Source organism: Roseomonas gilardii, assembly GCF_001941945.1.
Taxonomy (GTDB): domain Bacteria; phylum Pseudomonadota; class Alphaproteobacteria; order Acetobacterales; family Acetobacteraceae; genus Roseomonas.
In genome coordinates this window covers 139,529-158,904 of the sequence record NZ_CP015583.1, presented here as the reverse complement: position 1 = coordinate 158,904, position 19,376 = coordinate 139,529, and the positions used below count along the sequence as shown (strand labels likewise).

Below are 19,376 nucleotides of genomic sequence, written 5' to 3'. Positions count from 1 at the left end.
CGCCATATGTCGCCACGGAAGGCCGGCCGCGGACGGGCGCCTCGCCAACCCGGTCAGGTCCGGAAGGAAGCAGCCGCAACGAGTTTCCGCCCGGGTCGTGTGTCGGTCTTCCACCCCGAGCAGGACCGCCTTCCCCCGCCGGTTCCGCAGTCGCCCCACCTGTCGTCCACGACGCCCTTTCCCCGGGACCGGATGCCCAGCGACCTTCCCTCGACCGAGAACGAGATCCCCGAGCCGCCTGCCGAGGGCCCCGGCCTCTTCGGGGAGGCCCCGTCCTCTCCGGCGCCCGGCCCCCTGCCCCCGCCGGCCGCCCAGCCCCCCCTGGATACCCCCCTGGAAGCACCGGCCCAGCCCTATCGCGTCCTCGCCCGGAAGTACCGGCCCAGCAGCTTCGCGGACCTGGTCGGGCAGGACGCCATGGTCCGCACCCTGCGCAACGCCTTCGCGCAGAACCGCATCGCCCATGCCTTCATGCTCACCGGCATCCGCGGCGTCGGGAAGACCACCACCGCCCGCATCATCGCCCGCGCGCTGAACTGCACCGGGCCGGACGGCCAGGGCGGCCCGACCGTGGAGCCCTGCGGCGTCTGCCCCGATTGCCGCGCCATCCTGGCCGACCGGCACCCGGACGTGATGGAGCTGGACGCTGCCTCGAACAACGGCGTGGACAATGTGCGGGAGCTGCGGGAGCAGGTGCGCTTCCGCCCCATCCAGGGCCGCTGCAAGGTCTTCATCCTGGACGAGGTGCACATGCTCTCCGGGCCGGCCTTCAACGCCCTGCTGAAGACGCTGGAGGAGCCGCCGCCCGGGGTACGCTTCATCTTCGCCACCACGGAGCTGCGCAAGGTCCCCGCCACGATCCTGTCGCGCTGCCAGACCTTCCACCTGCGCCGCATGTCACAGGCGGAGCTGGCGGGCCTCTTTTCCCGCATCGCGGAGAAGGAGGGCGCTCGGCTGGAGCCCGAGGCGCTGACCATGATCGCGCGCGCCGCCGACGGCTCGGCTCGCGACGGTCTCTCGCTGCTGGACCAGGCCATCGCGCTGTCCGAGGAGGGCACCGGCGTCACCGCCCAGGCGGTGCGCGACATGCTGGGCCTCGCCGACCGCGCCCTGGTGCTGGACGTGATGGAGGCCGCCATGCGCGGCGACGTCGCCGCCATGCTCGCCGCCATGGACCGGGCGCACGAGGTCGGCGCCGATCCAGGCGTGCTGCTTTCCGACCTCGCCGATCTGGTACACCAGATCACCCGGCTACGCGCCGTCCCGGCGCTGCGCAACGACCCCACCCTGCCGGAGGAGCTTCGCAGCCGCGGCGCCGCCCTGGCGGACCGGCTTTCCATCCCCGTGCTGGGCCGCGCCTGGCAGATGCTGCTGAAGGGGCTGGAGGAGATCGCCCTCGCCCCCGACCGCCGCGCGGCGGCGGAGATGGTGCTGATCCGCCTCGCCCATGTGGCGGAGATGCCGACGCCGGGCGAGATCCTGCGCCGCCTGCAGGAAGGCGGCGGCGTTCCTGCCCGTGCGCCCTCGCCGGGCGGTGGCCCCGCCCCCAATGGCGGTGCCCGCATGGCCGGTGGCGGCGGCGGTTCCCTGATGGCCGCAGCCGGCGGCGGGGCGGTGGCCTATGCCGAGGCCGCGCCCGCGCCGCAGCCCGGTTCCTTCCGCGAGGTCGTGGCCCTGGCCTCGGGCCGCAAGCCGATGCTGCACGCCCATCTGGTGCACAGCGTCCGCCTCGTCTCCTTCGGGCGCGGCCGGCTGGAACTGAACCCGACGCCGCAGGCGCCGCGCGACCTCGCCGCCCAGCTCACCGCCCTGCTGAACGAGGTGACGGGCCAGCGCTGGACCGTGGTGCTCTCCAATGCCGAAGGAGAGCCGACCCTGGCCCAGCAAGGCAAGGCCGTCGCCGCGCAGACCCGCGAACTGGCCGAGAGCCATCCGCTGGTGCAGGCCGTGCTCGCCGCCTTCCCCGGTGCGGAAATCGCCGATGTGCGGGACAACAGCTTGGACGAATACGGCCTGCCCCCCGCCGCCGCCGAGGAAGCCGCCTTCGGCACCGCCGGAATGGAGGAAGGCGACGAGCGCGAATTCGCCCCGCCGGATGCCGAGCCCGCCGGGATGGACGATCTCGACTGATCCGGACGGCGGTCCGGCGTCGCTCTGTCCCGGGGGACAAGGCTCCGCCTTTTCCCCCGTGCCCCCTTATCCGCCAGGACGCTGCGCGCCCTGGACCCCATTCGCTGGCGCCTGCTGACGCCGGATCGCGCCGGAGAGCATCGCTCTCCGGCGACTGCCGATGCCGCCAGCGCGGAAATGATGATTTTCTTCCTCGGAGCCCCGCTGATCCACCTGTTCCCAGGGAAGGGCGTCAGGCTGACGGCTGCCACCAGCGCCCACGAAAGCCCGGGGTCCGGGGACCGGCTTCGGTCCCCGGCGGAGAGGGTGTGGGAGAGGCAGCGCCTCTCCCACGGAGGCATCCGATAGCGCGACGCCTCAGGACATGGCGGGCGCCGAGGGCATCGGCCCGTCGGGCAGCGGGATGAATTCCTGGTCGTCCGCATCGGGCAGCTTCATGCGCCCGGCGCGCCAGTCCGCCGCCGCCTGGGCCAGCCGTTCCCGCGAGGAGGAGACGAAGTTCCAGTAGAGGTAGCGTGGCCCGACCGGCTCGCCGCCCAGGATCATGACGGTCGCCTCGCCAATGGCGCGGAGCGAGGATTCGCCCCGTCCCGACCCTTGGCCCAGCACCAGCATCCGCCCCGGCCCGTACTGCACGCCGCCCATCTCCACCGCGCCCGTAGCCACGTAGAGCGCGCGTTCGGCGAAGCCCGCCGGGATCTCGGCCCGCGCCCCGGCCTCCAGCCCGAGATGCACATAGAAGAGCGGCGAATGCGTGCGCGCCGCGGCGGTCAGCCCATAGGCGCTGCCGGCGATCACCTGGCCATGCACGCCGCCCTCGCTCCATTGCGGCAGGTCGGCGCCGGCATGGTGGGAGAAAGCGGGATCGGCTTCCTCCGCCCCGGTGGGCAGCGCGACCCAGGCCTGGATGCCGTGCAGGCGGTCGCCCTCGGCGCGCGCCTTCTCGAAGCGTTCGCTGTGCGTGATGCCGCGCCCCGCCGTCATCCAGTTCACCTCGTTCGGGCGGATCGGCTGCTTCGAGCCGATGCTGTCGCGGTGCATGATCTCGCCGGAGAAGAGATAGGTCACGGTGGAAAGGCCGATATGCGGGTGCGGCCGCACGTCCAGCGACCGGTCGATGCCGGGGGCGAGGTCGATCGGCCCCATATGGTCGAAGCCCTCGATAGGGGTTACATCCCCATCTGGGTCCATTCTCGACTGTTGTGGGATGCAGCCTTATTCACCTTGCCCGCAGCGATGGTCAGGCATGTAACCGCTGACCACTATGCGACCGTGCTTCCTGTGAAGCGGTGGAGAGGGCATACCTGGGAAGGATTTCTAAAGTCGATCTTGGAGACGACGCCGCAAATGTATGTTGCCCCTTCAATGGCGCCCTCACAACCAGAGCTAGAAGATCTTCGCCTAGAGCAATCGCGCCTTAACATCACAAGTCGCTCTCGCACTAGCCGCCTTCCCTGGAAAGGGCAGTTTTCTCCGGAGTTGATAGAATACCTTCTTGAAACCGTATGTCCCACCGCTTCACGAGTATTCGACCCATTCTGTGGCAGCGGCACCGTCCTGTATGAAGTGGCGCAACGTGGTGGCTCAGGATTTGGGACAGAAGTGAATCCGGCAGCGTGGCACCTTGCGGCCCTTGTATCATTCTGCGCCCAAAACCCTGCCGCGAAGCTATCCACCCGTAATAACCTGCGCACCCTGCGCGAAGGATTGTCACGGACTAGCGATCTGTTTTCGCATGGGACATCACCTGCTGATGTTCTGGCAGTAGTCCATTCGTCGGAGCACGACATCATGCTCCGCCTCTGTGTGGCGGCCGCCGTCCTTCTCGGCATGGGCGATAAGCCTACATGGACAACGGATGCCGCACTACGAGGACTGATTGCTATCGAGACGCTGTTGAGCGAGATAGACTCTTACTCAGGCATAGGTATCTGCCATCTTGCAGATGCTCGCTCCACACCCCTCGAAAATCAATCAATTGATGCTGTAATTACATCGCCACCCTACATCAATGTATTCAATTACCATCAGAATTACCGGCCCGCGACAGAACTTCTAGGTTGGCACCCCTTGGAGGCGGCACAGTCGGAAATCGGAGCAAATAGAAAGTTTCGCATGAACCGATTTCGCACTGCCGTGCAATATTGTCTTGATATATCTCAAACGCTCGATGAAATGTCGCGCGTGTGTATTACTGGCGCTCCAGTATTAATGGTCGTCGGGCGGGAGTCGAATGTTCTCGGAGCGGCTTTTCGGAATAGCGATCTCATCGTGGAGCTGATGGAGCATGCTGGGGCCTTCAAGCTCCGTCGGTCTGCTGAGCGGGTATTCACGAATCGGTTCGGGGCTCGTATCTACGAGGATGTGATCGTGGCGGAATGTGCGGGGCATGACCGCATCGACCCTGCTTTCGCCCGTTCAGTTGGGGTACGCGCACTGGGTGCTGCTCTCGCTACTGTCCCGGAAAAGAACCGCACCACCCTCGAGGCGGCAATGGATGCAGCAGGAGAGATCGAGCCTTCCCGACTACTGACCATACACCCGCCCGCAGCCCTGATGGTATCGAAGTAGAAAGGCGAAGAAGTATCAATGCAGGTCACTCATCCGGCAACGCACGGGGATAAACTTCGTGCCCTGAGTTCAAACGGAGGTCTGCCGGAATCCGATCAGGCGAGAGTACGAGAAGCAGTCGGCCGATATCAGGACTGGGTAAGAACCCTACGGACGGCACAAGGTGATGGGGATGCGCTACTTGAAGTGCTGATCTCCGCCCTCAATGAATATAAACGCTACATCGATCTCGAACTTATTTACGACTCTGATGAAAACTTTCTTTATCGCCAGAATGGGCAGCTCAAGCTATCGAACAGTATTCTGGAGGAGTTTCTTCCTTATCTTTTCGATGTTCGTCTCGTCCCAGGTTTTGATCGAGTCAAGAACGTGGTCTGCGGCCCTCAAGCTTCCTTCGCAGGCTTGAGTTTCGGCTCTCCTTTCCTGGCTCTTGAGACGGGTGGCGTGTTCCTGAAAATGAAGGACCAGGACTTCGCCGTTGCCAAGACACATAGCATCACCATCAGCGACGAACCTTCTAGCGGCAAGGGTTTTACCAGCAAGTTCTACGTTTCTCATTTTGCCACGGAGATTAAGACCAACCTTGATAAGACCATGTTCCAGGAAGCATCCCAGTCAGCGAACGAGCTGAAGAGGGCTGTACCAGGGGCACGGTGCATCCTGCTATGCGAATACCTCGACATGACGCCTATCACGACGAAACTTACATCTATCGACGAAGTAATCGTGTTGAGGAAGGCGAAGCGTCTTGCTTCGAACGTGCGCGACCAGTTCCGCACAGCGACAGGGCGTCAGAAAGCCCGCAACTCCTATGAAAAGTTCCTCGATAACAATCCGCTCCACCTCAGTAGTTTTCAACGCTTCATCCATCATCTCAATGAGTGTTTCCCGGAGAAGGAAGATGATACCCTGGATGTAGTGCTCGGGCGTGGCTACTTCTAAAATTCCAATCTTGTGAAGCTGCTACGCGAAGTGAATTCTTGTCCTTGTTGTCGGGAATGAAGGTTCGGCGGGGACGGCTGCAACAGGAGCAGTCTCAACGGCCGAACCTTCTGACCGGCGGGGATGATTTCGGAATCACCTGCTGCCCTGCACGACTTGCCAACGGAGTGTTCTTTGCCGCTTCGGCTCGTTCCCGTGCCATCCGTGCCGCCTGTCGCCCTGCGCCTGCTCCGGCGTGCTGAACCTCAAGTAGCTGTAGGCCTTCGGCATGGGATGCACCCCTGATCAGGCGCTCAGGATAAGGTGTAACCCCCCTCTAGGGGAAGAAGACGAAGGGGCCGACCATCCGGCGCTTCGCGAAGGGCAGGATGCGCCCGACCTCGATGCCGCCGCCCAGGTCCCGGCGGCGCTGCTCGATCACCATCTCGACCATGGGTTCGACCGGGGGCTCGGCCATGGGTCTCTTCTCCGCCAGAGGGAGCCTCAGCCTAGCCTCGCGCGGGCGAGATGGTCGAGGAAGGCGCGCAGCGGCCGGGCCATCTGCCGCCCGCCTGGGATGCTCCGGCCTGCCTGGAGCGTGGGTTGGCCCGGCGCAGCTTCATGCCCAAACGGATACCGGCGCCGAAACGGCCCGCCATGCCGGGCGGGCCTTTCGCCACGGTCAGAGCGTGGCCCGCAGGCTGAAACTCGCCACCTCAATGTCGAAGCTGCCATCCGGGCCGATGGCGAAATGCGCGCGCACCTGCGGCGGCGCGCCGTCCTGCAGGGCACGGATCGCCGTGGTCATCTCCGGCGGGGTGCGGGTGCGGGCGGCCCAGACGGGGAACTCCATCCGCAGCCGGTGCATCCCCATCCCCTCCACCGCGAAGCCGGCGCGGCCCAGCGCCGCGACCCATTCCGCGACGCTGTAGTTGCGCACATGGGAGGCGTCGCGCAGCAGCTCCACGGTCTGGAGATGCGTGTCCAGCGCCCGTTCCGCAGGCGCCACCGTGTCGATGAAGATCGCGCGCCCGTCCGGCCCCAGCACGCGCCGCGCCTCGCGCAGCCCGGCCTCCATCGCCTGCCAGTGATGCGTGGTGAAGCGGCACAGCACCCAGTCGAAGGAGCCATCCGGGAAGGGCAGCCGTTCCGCCGGCGCCTGCTGCGTGGCGATGTTGGCCAGGCCGCGTTCCGCCGCCGTGGCGGCCACGACCCGCAGCATGTCCGGCGTCACGTCGCAGGCCACGACCTCCGCCACATGAGGCGCGGCGCGATAGCTGACATGCCCGCCGCCGCAGCCGAGATCGAGCACGCGCGCCCCCGACCGGCCGCGCAGGGCTTCCTCGATCCGGTCGAGATCCGCCCCGGCGCTGTGGACGGCACTGGTGACATAGTCCTGGGCCCGCGCCCCGTACTGGGCGGCGGCGAAGACGTGCTGCGCGTGGCTCATGCCGGCTGTTCTCCCTGTCTGGCGGATACCTCCTGCACCCATCCGGCGACTGGTATAAGTTGCCCGCTTATACGGGTATGAAAACTTCCCCCATGACGACTCTCCGAGCATGACCCTCCCGGCCGGGCAGCGCCACCTCCTGGGTGCCTTCCTGCGCGCGCATCGCGAGGCGCTGAGCCCCGGGGCCGCCGGGCAGCCGACCAACCCGCTGGCCCGTCGCCGCACGCCCGGCCTGAGGCGGGAGGAGGTGGCGCAGCTCTGCGGCCTCAGCACCACCTGGTACACCTGGGTGGAACAGGGCCGCGACATCGCCCTGTCCGCCGCCGCCCTGGCACGCCTGGCCGATGCGCTGCGCCTGAACCCGCCGGAACGGCACTACTTGTTCGAACTGGCCCGGCGGCTGGACCCGGCCCCGCCGCCCGCCGAAGCCGATGCGGCGGCCCCGCCCGAACTCCTCGCCGTGCTGGAGAGCCTGCCCCATCCGGCCTATCTGCTCGACCGGCTCTGGCATGTGCGGGGCCGCAACGCGGCCGGGGAGTGGCTCTTCGCGCCCTGGTTCGCCAGCGGCGAGCCCTGCCTGCTGCGCTGGGTCTTCCTCGATCCCCTGGCGCGGCGCTTCATCCTGGACTGGGACAACCGCGCCCGGCGCCTCCTGGCCGAGTTCCGCGCCGACACGGCGCATCATCCGGAGGACCCGCCCATGCGGACCCTGGTGCAGGATCTGCTGCGGCGCAGCCCCGATTTCACCCGCTTCTGGAACAGCCATGCCGTGCTGGCGCGGGAGGGTGGCCTGCGCGGCTTCCTGCATCCGGAGGATGGGGAGCTCCGCTACGAGCAGGTCACCCTGGTTCCGGCAGCCCATCCCGAGCACAAGCTCGTCACCCTGCTGCCCACGGCCTCCGGCTGAGGGCTTATGGCACGCGGTGCGTGTCGTCCGGCCGCTGCGGCGGGAGCTTGATCGCCAGGACGCGGAACCGCCCTTCCGTGGCCTGGGAGCCGGCATGGACCGTGCCCTTGGGGATGGTGACCAGGTCGCCCGGCTTCACCTGGACCTCCCGGTCGCCCAGCCAGAAGGAGCCGCTGCCCGCCAGCACCAGCTGCACCTCGTTGGCGTCGGCATGGTAGTGCTTGAAGACATTGCCGCTCTGCACCGCCACGGTGCCGTATTCCGTCACCACCAGGGTCCGCGAGCGCAGGTCGGTTCCGCTGACCAGGGGGCCGATCTCATCCTCGCTCAGCCCGGTCAGGTTGATCAGGCCTGCGGCCAAGGGAGGCGGGGTTGCCGGACCCGTTGCCGGGCCGGTCGCCGGACTGATGGCCGGGCTGGCCGCCGTTTGGGCCTCCGCCGGCGTGGTGAGGCGCGGCAGGTCCGGCGCCGCCAGTAGCCCGGCCATGAAGCCAATGCCGAGGCCACCGCAGAGAAGCGCGAGTCGCATGGACGTTCCCTCTGGAATTCCCTTTGTTCCCAGCAGCATGGGGCCGCGCCCCCGGCTTCGGCAAGCCTGCCGTGCTGAGGCCCCTCAGGCCGGCGGCACCGAGGCGCAGAATTCCAGCAGCCGGTCGATCTCGGCCTTGCTGTTGTAGTAGTGTGGCGAGGCGCGCAGCAGGCTGGGCAACCCGCGCTTTTCGGCATCGATGCGCGTGCTGCCGGGGTCGGAGGCTCCGATGACGATCCCCGCCGCCCCGGCCTGGGCAACCACGGCGCGGGCCTCCCGTCCTTCCAGCGTGAAGCTGACGATGGCCGAGGGGTTCCGCCCCAGGTCGCGCGGCGTGGCGCCGGGGATCGCGCGCAGCCCCTCCCGCAGCCGGGTGGCCAGGGCGTGGCAGCGCGCCTCGATCGCCTCCAGCCCCAGTTCCAGCGCGTAGTCCACCGCCACCCCCAGCCCGGCACGGGCGGCGTAGTTGTTTTCCCAGGTCTCGAAGCGGCGGGCATCGCCGCGCAGCCGGTATTCGTCGCGGCCAACCCAGGGCGCGGCGAAATGGTCGATCACCACCGGCTCCAGCCGTTCCAGCAGCCCCTGCCGCACATAGAGGAAGCCCGTGCCGCGCGGCCCGCGCAGGAACTTCCGCCCGGTGGCGGACAGCATGTCGCAGCCCAGCGCCCGCACATCCACCGGCATCTGCCCCACCGCCTGGCAGGCATCGAGGAGATAGGGGATGCCATGCGCCCGGGCGATCCGCCCGATCGCGGCCGCCGGATTGGCCAGCCCGCCATTCGTCGGCACCCAGGTGACGGCGATCAGCTTCACCCGGCCGTCGATCATCCGCTCCAGCGCCGCGAGGTCGAGCTCCCCGACCTCGTCGCTCGGCACCACCTCCACCACCGCGCCGGTGCGGCGGGCCACCTGGAGGAAGGCGACGTAGTTCGCCGCATACTCCGCCTCGGCGGTCAGGATGCGGTCGCCCGGCCCGAAGGGCAGGCTGTAGAAACCCATCTGCCAGGCCACGGTGGCATTCTCGGTGAGGGCGATCTCCTCCGGCGCCGTGTTCAGCAGGCGCGCCACGGAGCGGTACACCCCGTCCAGCCGCCCGGCCTCCTGCGCCGCGGCGGCATAGCCGCCGATCTCCGCCTCCAGGTCCAGATGCGCCTTGACCGCCTCGACCACCGGCACGGGCATCAGCGCAGCCCCGGCATTGTGCAGATAGGCCCGCCGGGCCGTGGCCGGCGTGTCCGCCCGGACCTTCTCGATGTCGATCATGCCGCCCCCTCCGGAAACCGCTCCGGAATCCGGTGGCCAGCTTCATCCCCGCCGCCGGGGCTGCCAAGGCCGCCGGCCCGTGGCGCGGATCGCCGCCCGGAATCAGGGAGCGGAAACCGGGCGGGCCGGTGACGCAGCCCCACCCCTGCCCTAGATACCGGGGGAGACATCCCAGGGCGCGGCGGCTTCCGGCGCGTTCCGACAACCCTCAGCCAGGACATCCGCGCATGAAGAACCTGACCAACATGCTCAAGCAGGCCCAGCAGATGCAGTCGAAGATGCAGGAGATGCAGGCCAAGCTGGAGGCCCAGGTGGTCGAGGGCCAGTCGGGCGCGGGCATGGTGAAGGTCTCCCTGTCCGGCAAGGGCGACCTCAAGAGCGTGACCATCGACCCCTCCCTGATGGCGGCGGAGGAGCGCGAGGTGCTGGAGGACCTGCTGATCGCTGCCCATGCCGATGCCAAGGCGAAGGTGGAGGCGATGATGGCCGAGGAGATGCAGAAGGCCACCGCCGGGCTGAACATCCCCGGCATGGGCGGCGGCCTGCCGGGCGGCTTCAAGCTGCCGTTCTGAACCGGCCGGGCCGCCAGCGCCTCCCCGGCGGCACATCCCAGGGCCGCGCATCCCAGGGCCGCCCCCATGAGGCAGCACCGGGAAACGATCCCGGAAGCCATCCCGGCGCGCGGGCCTCCATCCGCCAGGGGCCGCATCCGGCCCCCTCGGCGGCCGGATGCGGCGCGGCGGGCACCCTCGCGGAAGCGCCCGCCGATCCCTATATGTTCCGGGTATCGGCCAGGCCCGGTTCGCGCCCCGCTGCGGTGCGGAAGGTGCGGCGCGGAGCATGGAATGAACCATCCCAACGACCCCGTCGAACAACTTGTCGGCCTGCTGTCGCGTCTGCCCGGCTATGGCCGGCGCTCGGCGCGGCGCGCGGTGCTGAAGATGCTGCAGGACCCGCAGCGGCTGATGCTGCCCCTCGCCGACGGTTTGCGGATCGCGGCCGAGGCGGTGCGGCCCTGCGAGGTCTGCGGCAATCTCGACACCGCCTCCCCCTGCCATGTCTGCCGCGACCCGCATCGCGAGCGCGGGCTGGTCTGCGTGGTGGAGGGGGTGGCCGATCTCTGGGCGCTGGAACGGGCCGGGGCGCATCGTGGCCTCTACCATGTGCTGGGCGGCGTGCTGTCGCCGCTCGGCGGGGTGGGGCCGGAGGACCTGCGCATCCAGTCCCTAGTGCGGCGCGTCGCGGAAGATGGCATCCGCGAGGTCATCCTCGCCCTCCCCGCCACGGTGGAGGGCGCCACCACGGGCCACTACCTGCATGACCGGCTGCACGACCTGCCGGTGCAGGTCACGCGCCTCGCCCAGGGCGTTCCCATGGGGGGCGCCCTGGACGTGCTCGACGACGGCACCCTCGCTGCCGCCCTGCGGGCGCGCCGGCCGGTCTGACGGGCAGGTCTGATACGGGCGATGCCGGGGCATGACCCGCGTCCATGACCCCCCTGTACCGAGGGCCGCGAGAGGTCTGGTCGCTGTGCGTGCCGGCTCAGGGCGTCGCAGCAGGCTCGGGCATTCCCGATCGGGTTCAATTCTGGGCTGCAAGACGGCAGATGCGGCGGGTTGATGTCGCCTGACACGCACAGGCCGCCAGCGGTACCGCATGCATGCATCCCGGCCGCGTCTCGTTCGGCAGCCTCGCTCATGGCGACAGCATTCCGGAGCCCGAGACACTTTTGACATCGGTTACCGGGACCCGCATGTTTTCCGATCGGGCGAGCCTCGTCCCCAGAACCGCCAGATGAGACATGCGTGATGCATCCTGCAAGCTGGACATATCCGGTCTTCATAGTCGCGTTGCTCTCGCTCGCCGGATGCGGCAGCGCCGGAGAGCAGAACGTGCTGGATCAGCAGAAATGCGCATCCTATGGCTACCAGGCGGGCAGTAACCGTTTCGCCGACTGCATGATGGCGCAGGATAGGCAACGTGGTCGGGATCAACGCCAGACGATGGATTGGCTGGAGCAGCAGAACCGGGATGCTCAGGCGAGAAGGGACGCCTTGGGTTCGGGATCGAGTGGCGGCTTCATCGACACCACACCCCAGTTCGACAAGGGCGGAAACCCCAATTTCGATACCCGGGGCAACTATATCGGCTGCCATGGCATAGGCTGCAAAGTCGACAACCCGGATCTGTAGCGATCCATACCGCCATCCGAGACACTGCCCGGAGCCCGGGCCCGAGCTGGCGCCGTGATGACCATCAGCCTGAGGCTCGATCCCTGGGCGCCAATGAATCGGCGGTTCTCCCGGGAGAAGGACAGCACCTCGTCTGCGCTGCCGGCCACAGCGAGAGCCAGCTAAGGCGAGGTCCAGGGCCCGGCATATCCGTCTGACCAGGTGCTTGGCGGATACGGGGAAGGCGAAGCCTTCCCGAGCCATGCACAGCAACGGGCAAATCGTACTGTCTCCCGCGGGCGCTACGGCACCGGCAGGTCCGTCACCTCGGCCTCCACCCCCGCCTCGGCGGTGCCCAGCACGGTCAGAGCGTCGTTCTCCGGCACCACCTGCTCCAGGCGCAGGCTGGGTTTCGTCAGGGTCACGCGCAGCCCGCCGGTGAAGGCGGGGTCCGAAAGGCGGCGCCGCAGCTCCGCCATGGCGCCGTCCGTCACGTCCCTGAGGTCATAGACGGCGAGTTCGCTGATCCGCTCGCGGAGCTGGCGCTCGAAGACCAGCGTGGCCAGCGACCAGACCGTGCTGTCCAGGCTGCGGGCGAAGCGCAGATCCTCCAGCCCGATCCGCGTGCCGCCCCGGCTCAGCACGGGACGCGCCGAGAAGACCACTTGCCCCGTGGTGTCGGGCCAGTATCCCGGCAGGTCGGCGCTGAAGCGGACCGACAGGGCGATGGCGGGGGCGCTGGGATAGAGGAAGATCTCCCGTACCCGAAGCCGCGCCGTGCCCAGCGGCGTCTCGACCGGGATGTCGCGGTTGCCGAATTCCCGCATCAGCCAGTCGCGGATCATGTCATAGCCCGCGCGCACCGGCAGCGAGAGGCGGAGCCGCCCGTCGCGCTCGTTCCAGCGTTCCGGCAGGGCGTCGAGCGGCGGCAGGAAGCCCGGCGGGGCGGCCTCCGGCTTGCGCGATGCGATGCTGGTGCGGGCGCGCAGGCCCAGCACCACCCGCAGGCGCCCGGGCTCCACGACCAGTTCCGACAGGCCGACCGATTGCGGCTGGATGCCGATCCAGAGCGGCGGCGCGGCGGGAAGCTGCACCCGGATGTCACGCGGCTGCCAGAGCTCCAGCGCCTGCCGGCGGATGGTGTCGCAGGGCATCAGCTTCGCGAGCTGTTCCGGCAGGCCGCGCAGGGCCGTCTCGACCTGCGCCCGGACGCGCTCCTCGATGCCGATCCAGACGCCGCCGAGGATTTCCAGCCGCGGGCTGCGGGTCCAGCGGTAGTCCACCGCCATGTCCACCGCGGGGCACCAGCCGCGATCGAGGGTCAGGCCCAGATCCGCCTGCACCATGGCGGCGGCGTCGATCCTCTTCTCGTCGAGCGACAAGAGCTGCGCCAGCCCGCCGCCGAGCCCGACGGAGCCGGACACCGAGAGAGGCACCTGCACCCGCAGCCGGCCCCCGGCTTCCGAAAGGGTGAAGCCCCCCTCGCGCCGGATCACCAGATCGTAGAGCGTCCCGGCATCCGCCTCGCTCGCCTGATGGAACTCGGCCGGCACGGCCCGTTCCGCCGCCTGGCGCAGCAGGCCGAAGGGCAGGCGCAGTTGCAGGGCGACGGCGCTTTCCTGCGCCGGCAGGTCCAGCCGGGCGGCGCGGCGCTCCGGCTCGCTGGCCAGAAGCAGGTCCCGGTCCCGCAGCCAGAGAAACCCGCCCGCGCCGGCGAGGAGAAGCAGGCCCGCCACGAGCCCGCGCGCCAGCCGGCCCGGCCAGCGCCGGGGCGGAATGCCCGTGGCCCCGCGCCTCACCACGGGCGGCGCGACGGCCCAGGCGGAAGTGCCGCTTTCCCGGGTCGGCGCATCATGCCTCTCCGCCCCCGTTCCGCTGGGCGCGCGGGCCGAAATGCTCGGTCAGGAAGTCGATCAGGGCACGGGTCTTGGGAACGGGGAGATGCCCCGGCGGCTGCACGGCATGCAGGATGAGTTCCCGCCCCCGGAAATCCGGCATCACCTCCACCAGCCGCCCTTCGCGGAGGGCCGACTGGGTCAGGTTCAGCGGCAGCAGGCAGAGGCCGGCGCCATCCAGCGTCGCCTGCATCAGCACATCCACGTTGTTGACGGTGAAGCGGCTGGTCACCGGCACGGACACGGCGCCATCCGGCCCCTCGAAGCTCCAGGTCTGCCAGGCCGTGCCGATCAGGTGCAGGCAGGCATGCCGTGCCAGATCGGCCGGGTGGCGGGGCGTACCGTGCTGTTCCAGATAGGCGGGCGAAGCGCAGAGGAGCATCCGCGAGGTCGTGATCCGGCGCGAGATCAGGCTGGAATCGGGCAGGCGTCCGACCCGCAGCACGAGGTCGTAGCCTTCCTCCACCAGATCCACGATCCGGTCCGTCAGCACCAGCTCCAGCTCGATCTCCGGATAGCGGGCGAGGAAGGTGCTGACGAGCGGGGCGAGGTAGTGCTGGCCGAAGGAGACGGGCGCGTTCACCCGCAGGCGGCCGCGCGGGGTCAGGGCGCCGACGCTGGCCTCCTCCTCCGCCAGGCCGATCAGGTCCAGCACCTGCCGGGCCCGTTCCAGGAAGACCTGCCCCTCGGAGGTCAGGCTAACGCGGCGGGTGGTGCGGTTCAGCAACCGCACGCCCAGGTGCCGCTCCAGCTCCGCGACATGGTCGCTGGTGGCGGAGCGCGACAGGTCCATGGCCTCGGCGGCCCGGGTGAAGCTGCCGGTTTCCGCGACCTTGGCGAAGACCTCCATGGCCTGCAGCTTGTTCATGGCCGTCCGCGGTCTCCGCTGCGGCAGGGTGGCTGTCAACCGTCGCGCACCGCCGTGCCGGCACCACCCCGTCGGGATCGTGAAAAGCGGGATATAGGGCTCCGGGCCCGTGCTGGCGCCGCCCTTCGCCTTCACAATGGTTCGAGACCGGAGGTTTCCGGATGCCCGGCCCGCGGCGGGTCCGATGGGGGCCGGGCAGGCGTGATGGCATGAAAAAAGGCGCCCCCGGGGGAGGGCGCCCTGTTTCACGTGGGGGGAAGAGGGAGTTGGGGCCTCAGCCGAGCCGGGGGGCCTGCCGCGGATGGCTGGAAAGCCAGTCCAGCAGCAGGGAGATCCACAGCGGGGAGGAAGCGTCCGCCTCGTTCGTCTTCGGGTCCATGGGGGTGTCCTCCGAGATCAGGGGCCGGGCCCTAGCCGCGGCAGAAGGAGCGGATGGCGAGGCCGACGAAGACCGCCGCGCCGGAGAGGGAGAGCATGCCGAAGAGCTGCAGCCACTCGGCGAGAACGGGATGATCCATCACGACCATGACAGCGTCCTCCAAGAGGGTTGGGCGCTCAGCGCGAGGCCACCAGGGTGCGGTGGAAGCCGCGGGCCTGGGTGCCGTAGCCGCCGCCTACCGCGCTGGAGCCGGAGCCCGAGAAGTCGGTCGGCGAGGCGCCGGTGCCGTTCCGGCTGAGCATCACCTGCCGCGCCACCAGGGGCGATCCGAGGCCGACGGCGGAAGAGCCGGCATTGCTGGTGTTGCGGGGGGTGGAGCCGGCCAGGGCATAGGTGGTCGCCTCATAGGCGGGCGTACCCTGGATGCCGGAGGAGCCGGCATTGGAGAAGTCCGTCACCTCGGCGGCGCCGGCGAAGGGGGCGGCGAAGGCACCCAGCGACAGGGCCAGGGTGGTGGCGATGATATGGGAAGAGATGGGGGACATCGTCTTGGCCTCTTGGAGCCTGACGGGCCTGATTGCTCGTCGGTGAGGACGATATGCACCGCATATCGCATCGCCGGAATGGGCAAAAAACCGATCGTACCGATCAGTTCATATGATGGAAAAGATCTTCCTCTGGCTTCGCCATCGAGGGGAGCCCCATGGCGGGCTGCCCGGACAGGAGAAAGGCCCCTGTGGCTGCGAAGGGGATGTGGGAATGCCGGGGCTGGAACGGAAGCGGAAGCGGGCATCTGTGCCGGGAGCGCCACCCTGCGGGCGTGCCGGATGGAGGCCGGACATGCAGGCCGGGCGGCAAGGCCCCCCGGGGGAATGGTCCGGCCCGGGGAAAGCCCGGGCCGGACCTGTCGCCTCAGGCGGCAGCCTTGATGGCGGCGGCCTTCACATCCTCGCCGACCGAGCCGGAGAAGGTCTCGAAGTTCTTCTCGAAACGCGACTGCAGGTCGGCGGCGGTGCGGTCATAGGCGGCCTTGTCCGCCCAGGCCGCGCGCGGGTTCAGCACCTCGGCCGGCACGCCCGGCACGTTCTTCGGGATGGAAAGCCCGAAGAAGGGCTCCGTCTCGAACTCGGCCTGGGCCAGCGAGCCGTCCAGCGCCGCGCGCAGCAGGGCGCGGGTGTGCTTGATGCTCATGCGGCTGCCGGTACCATAGGCGCCGCCCGACCAGCCGGTGTTCACCAGCCAGCAATCGGCGCCGTACTTCTCGATCAGCTCCGAGAGCATCTTGCCGTAGACTTCGGGGAAGCGCGGCAGGAAGGGCGCGCCGAAGCAGGTGGAGAAGGTCGCCTGCGGCTCCTTGCCCAGCCCCTTCTCCGTGCCGGCGACGCGCGCCGTGTAGCCGGAAAGGAAGTGATACATGGCCTGGGCGGAGGAGAGCTTGCTGATCGGCGGCAACACGCCGAAGGCATCGGCCGTCAGCATCACCACGTTCTTCGGCACCGCGCCCATGCCCTTCGGCTGGGTGTTGGGGATGAACTCGATCGGGTAGCAGGCGCGAGTGTTCTCGGTCAGCGAATTGTCTTCGAGGTCGAGGTTGCCGCGCTCGTCGCCCACCACGTTCTCCAGCACCGTGCCGAAGCGGTGGGAGGCGTTCCAGATCTGCGGCTCAGCCTCCTGGCTCAGCTTGATGACCTTGGCGTAGCAGCCGCCCTCGAAGTTGAAGACGCCCTTGTCCGACCAGCCGTGCTCGTCGTCGCCGATCAGCTTGCGCTCGGGATCGGAGGAGAGCGTGGTCTTGCCGGTGCCGGACAGGCCGAAGAACAGCGCCGTGTCGCCGTCCTTGCCGACATTGGCGGAGCAGTGCATCGGCAGCACGCCCTCGGCCGGCAGCAGCCAGTTCATGACGGTGAAGATGCTCTTCTTGATCTCGCCGGCATAGGAGGTGCCCGCGATGCAGATCAGCTTCTTCGCGAAGGAGAGTGCGATCAGCGTGGTGGAGTTGGCACGGCCGCCGTGCTCCGGCTTCGCCTCCATCTCCGGCGCGTGCAGGATCACGTAGTCCGGTTCGAAGCCCTCAAGCTCCTCCACCGGCGGGCGGATGAACATGTTGCGGGCGAAGAGCGCATGCCAGGCATTGGTGGTCACCAGCCGCACCTTGATCCGGTGCGCCGGGTCGGCGCCGGCGTAGAGGTCCTCGGTGAAGAGCTCCTCGCGCTGGCCGAGCCAGGCGCGGACGTCGGCGGTGAAGCCCTCGAACTTCGCCGGGTCGAGCTTCTGGTTGACCTTGCCCCACCAGATCTCCTTGGAGACCTCGGGGTCGTCGGCCACGAACTTGTCCTGCACCGAGCGGCCGGTGTGCTGGCCAGTGACGGCCATGAAGGCGCCATCCGCGGAGAGCCGGCCCTCACCCCGCCGCAGGGCATGGGCGTAGAGACCCACAGCCGTCAGATTCGCGTGAACCGTGTCGGCCGAGACGCCGGTACCCATGAGAGCGGTGAGGGGCGTGACTGACATTCCGGCATGACCTCCTGAAAGAAAACGGGCGCTTAGTCCGCAACCATATAAAAGATTCAAGCTGTCCATGCCATCCCGGCATGTGGCGGGAGGGTCGGATTTCCGGTAAAAAAAGTTATATCGTCTCAATAATATTTATTTTGCCGCCTTCCTGACCTGGGACGGACAAGGCTCCCTGCCCTGCCCTGCCCTCCCTCACAACAGCGCGAGCAATCCGTCCCGCAATGCCTCGAGCGAGGTGGCGGGGACAGGCAGGGGCAGCCTGACCACAGCTTCCTCGCAACCCAGGTCGGCCCCATCCACATCCAGGCCGAGAAGCCTCCAGGCCCCTGTCCGGCCGCCGGAAAGCCGGGCGCCGGCCGCCGCCAGGGCCGCGGCATGGCCGGCGTTCAGCTCCGCCACGAGTTCCGCCTCGGCCCCCGCCACGGCCGCCACGGCACCCGGGTCCGGCGCGAGCTCGCCGCCGCGCAGGCGGCGGGCCTGGGCGAAGCCGGCGACCAGCAGCGCGCCCGCAGGCCGCACCCGCCACAGGTCGAAATCCCCGAATCCCGCATAGAGCGCCGCATAGGGATGGCGCAGCAGCCAGCGCGACTTGAGCGCATCCGCCTCGTCCTCCGGCACGGGGATGGCCAGGCCGGTCACCGTCACGCGCGGGGCGGTCTGCGGGTTGATCTCCGGCGCGGGGCCGGTGAAGAGCAGGGAGCAGCGCGGCTCGACCAGGAGATGGCGGGTGTGCTCGGACAGGGTCGAGAGGAAGAGCAGGACCGCGCCGTCCGGCGCCACGGCGGGGGTGACGAGGCTGGCGAAGGGCTGTCCGCCGGCCTGGGTGGCCAGAGTGGCGACGGCCGCGCCTCGCATCAGGCCCCGCGCCCTCGCGCCCGCCGCGAACCCCTCCTCGTTGCCGCTCCCCGGTTGCGCCACAATCTACCTCCAGTATCCAGAGCCAACGATCACGGAACGCCCGGACGCCCTTTGACCATGCCCCAGACCATCGCCCTCGTGGATGACGACCGCAACATCCTCACCTCGGTCTCCATGACCCTGGAACAGGAGGGCTATCAGGTGCGGACCTATACGGATGGGGAAAGCGCGCTGCAGAGCCTGCTCGCCCGGCCGCCCGACCTCGCCGTGCTGGACATCAAGATGCCGCGCATGGACGGGATGGAGCTGCTGCAGCGGCTGCGGCAGCGCACCAGCCTGCCGGTGATCTTCCTGACCTCGAAGGACGACGAGCTGGACGAGCTGATGGGCCTGCGCCTCGGCGCCGACGACTACATCACCAAGCCCTTCTCCCAGCGCCTGCTGCTGGAGCGCATCCGCACCCTGCTGCGGCGCAACGAGGCCTCCCGCGCCGAGGGCTCGGGCGTGGCGGCCACGGGCGTGCTGTCGCGCGGCGACCTGGTGCTGGACGAGACCAAGCACACCTGCCTCTGGAAAGGCCAGCAGGTGCAGCTCACGGTCACGGAGTTCCTGCTGGTCAAGGCGCTGGCCATCCGCCCGGGCATGGTGAAGAACCGGGACCAGCTCATCGACGCCGCCTATGGCGAGAACATCTATGTGGATGACCGCACCATCGACAGCCACGTGAAGCGGGTCCGCAAGAAGTTCCGCGTGGTCGATCCGGAGTTCTCCCAGATCGAGACGCTCTACGGCATCGGCTACCGCTACAAGGAGGCCTGATGCCCGACGGCAGCGCCACCCTCGGCCCCGGGGCCTCCCCGCCGGGCGGCCCGGCCCATGACGCGGTCGCGGCCTCCGCCCGCGACGAGCGGCCGCGCGGC

18 protein-coding genes and 1 other RNA gene are annotated in these 19,376 nt (G+C 68.6%); 9 read left to right on the top strand and 10 right to left on the bottom strand.

Annotation, left to right across the window (positions count from 1 at the left end):
- Window positions 1-17 precede the first annotated feature (17 nt).
- An RNA gene (gene ffs / locus RGI145_RS00720) (signal recognition particle sRNA small type) lies at window positions 18-114 on the top strand.
- A 78-nt stretch (window positions 115-192) separates the two neighbouring features.
- Window positions 193-2,130: a DNA polymerase III subunit gamma/tau gene (locus RGI145_RS00715; protein ID WP_075799715.1), complete on the top strand. Its 1,938-nt coding sequence runs from the start codon at window positions 193-195 to the stop codon at window positions 2,128-2,130.
- A 357-nt stretch (window positions 2,131-2,487) separates the two neighbouring features.
- Here the strand turns inward: RGI145_RS00715 and RGI145_RS00710 are convergent, their stop codons facing one another.
- Window positions 2,488-3,321: a pirin family protein gene (locus RGI145_RS00710; RefSeq protein ID WP_237183153.1), complete on the bottom strand. Its 834-nt coding sequence runs from the start codon at window positions 3,319-3,321 to the stop codon at window positions 2,488-2,490.
- Between the two features lie 138 nt (window positions 3,322-3,459).
- Between RGI145_RS00710 and RGI145_RS00705 the strand changes: the two genes are divergently transcribed.
- Together RGI145_RS00705 and RGI145_RS00700 are read left to right on the top strand one after the other, a co-directional pair.
- A complete protein-coding gene (locus tag RGI145_RS00705) occupies window positions 3,460-4,701 on the top strand; it encodes a DNA methyltransferase (RefSeq protein WP_167668208.1) in 1,242 nt (413 codons plus the stop codon).
- 18 nt (window positions 4,702-4,719) lie between these two features.
- Complete coding sequence (locus tag RGI145_RS00700) at window positions 4,720-5,643, top strand: Bpu10I family restriction endonuclease (RefSeq protein WP_075796828.1); 924 nt, start codon at window positions 4,720-4,722, stop codon at window positions 5,641-5,643.
- A gap of 316 nt (window positions 5,644-5,959) precedes the next feature.
- Here RGI145_RS00700 and RGI145_RS24875 read toward each other — a convergent pair whose 3' ends face one another.
- On the bottom strand, window positions 5,960-6,100 hold the full coding sequence (locus RGI145_RS24875; protein ID WP_156878391.1) for a hypothetical protein: 141 nt from the start codon (window positions 6,098-6,100) through the stop codon (window positions 5,960-5,962).
- A gap of 204 nt (window positions 6,101-6,304) precedes the next feature.
- Window positions 6,305-7,072, bottom strand: coding sequence for a class I SAM-dependent methyltransferase (locus RGI145_RS00695; protein WP_075796827.1), 768 nt, complete (start codon window positions 7,070-7,072; stop codon window positions 6,305-6,307).
- 109 nt (window positions 7,073-7,181) lie between these two features.
- Here RGI145_RS00695 and RGI145_RS00690 point away from each other — a divergent pair, with 109 nt between their 5' ends.
- Entirely contained in the window at window positions 7,182-7,979 is a 798-nt protein-coding gene (locus RGI145_RS00690; protein WP_075796826.1) for a helix-turn-helix transcriptional regulator, read from the top strand.
- Window positions 7,980-7,983: 4 nt separating this feature from the next.
- On the opposite strand, the gene RGI145_RS00685 is transcribed toward RGI145_RS00690, so the two are convergent.
- Together RGI145_RS00685 and RGI145_RS00680 are read right to left on the bottom strand one after the other, a co-directional pair.
- Window positions 7,984-8,508, bottom strand: coding sequence for a cupin domain-containing protein (locus RGI145_RS00685; RefSeq protein WP_083670236.1), 525 nt, complete (start codon window positions 8,506-8,508; stop codon window positions 7,984-7,986).
- A gap of 84 nt (window positions 8,509-8,592) precedes the next feature.
- Window positions 8,593-9,771, bottom strand: coding sequence for an aminotransferase class V-fold PLP-dependent enzyme (locus RGI145_RS00680; protein ID WP_075796825.1), 1,179 nt, complete (start codon window positions 9,769-9,771; stop codon window positions 8,593-8,595).
- Between the two features lie 227 nt (window positions 9,772-9,998).
- Between RGI145_RS00680 and RGI145_RS00675 the strand changes: the two genes are divergently transcribed.
- The 3 genes from RGI145_RS00675 to RGI145_RS00665 all read left to right on the top strand — a co-directional run bounded on the left by RGI145_RS00675 (window position 9,999) and on the right by RGI145_RS00665 (window position 11,963).
- A complete protein-coding gene (locus RGI145_RS00675) occupies window positions 9,999-10,343 on the top strand; it encodes a YbaB/EbfC family nucleoid-associated protein (RefSeq protein WP_075796824.1) in 345 nt (114 codons plus the stop codon).
- A gap of 273 nt (window positions 10,344-10,616) precedes the next feature.
- A complete protein-coding gene (gene recR, locus RGI145_RS00670; RefSeq protein ID WP_075796823.1) occupies window positions 10,617-11,216 on the top strand; it encodes a recombination mediator RecR in 600 nt (199 codons plus the stop codon).
- Between the two features lie 363 nt (window positions 11,217-11,579).
- Entirely contained in the window at window positions 11,580-11,963 is a 384-nt protein-coding gene (locus tag RGI145_RS00665; protein WP_075796822.1) for a hypothetical protein, read from the top strand.
- A gap of 281 nt (window positions 11,964-12,244) precedes the next feature.
- Here RGI145_RS00665 and RGI145_RS00660 read toward each other — a convergent pair whose 3' ends face one another.
- From RGI145_RS00660 to RGI145_RS00640, 5 genes are all read right to left on the bottom strand, one after another.
- Window positions 12,245-13,678: a DUF4403 family protein gene (locus RGI145_RS00660; protein WP_075799713.1), complete on the bottom strand. Its 1,434-nt coding sequence runs from the start codon at window positions 13,676-13,678 to the stop codon at window positions 12,245-12,247.
- 115 nt (window positions 13,679-13,793) lie between these two features.
- The gene (locus tag RGI145_RS00655; protein WP_075796821.1) at window positions 13,794-14,705 is read right to left on the bottom strand and encodes a LysR family transcriptional regulator; all 912 of its coding nucleotides are present in this window, start codon (window positions 14,703-14,705) and stop codon (window positions 13,794-13,796) included.
- A gap of 555 nt (window positions 14,706-15,260) precedes the next feature.
- Window positions 15,261-15,629, bottom strand: a complete 369-nt coding sequence (locus tag RGI145_RS00650) for a hypothetical protein (RefSeq protein WP_075796820.1) — start codon at window positions 15,627-15,629, stop codon at window positions 15,261-15,263.
- Window positions 15,630-15,996: 367 nt separating this feature from the next.
- Window positions 15,997-17,595, bottom strand: a complete 1,599-nt coding sequence (pckA, locus tag RGI145_RS00645) for a phosphoenolpyruvate carboxykinase (ATP) (protein WP_083670234.1) — start codon at window positions 17,593-17,595, stop codon at window positions 15,997-15,999.
- A 195-nt stretch (window positions 17,596-17,790) separates the two neighbouring features.
- Complete coding sequence (locus tag RGI145_RS00640; RefSeq protein ID WP_237183152.1) at window positions 17,791-18,516, bottom strand: HugZ family pyridoxamine 5'-phosphate oxidase; 726 nt, start codon at window positions 18,514-18,516, stop codon at window positions 17,791-17,793.
- 57 nt (window positions 18,517-18,573) lie between these two features.
- On the opposite strand from RGI145_RS00640, the gene RGI145_RS00635 reads away from it, so the two are divergent.
- Window positions 18,574-19,275 carry a response regulator transcription factor gene (locus RGI145_RS00635; protein WP_027281488.1) on the top strand — a complete coding sequence of 234 codons (702 nt, stop codon included), beginning with the start codon at window positions 18,574-18,576 and terminating at the stop codon, window positions 19,273-19,275.
- Window positions 19,276-19,376: the final 101 nt, after the last annotated feature.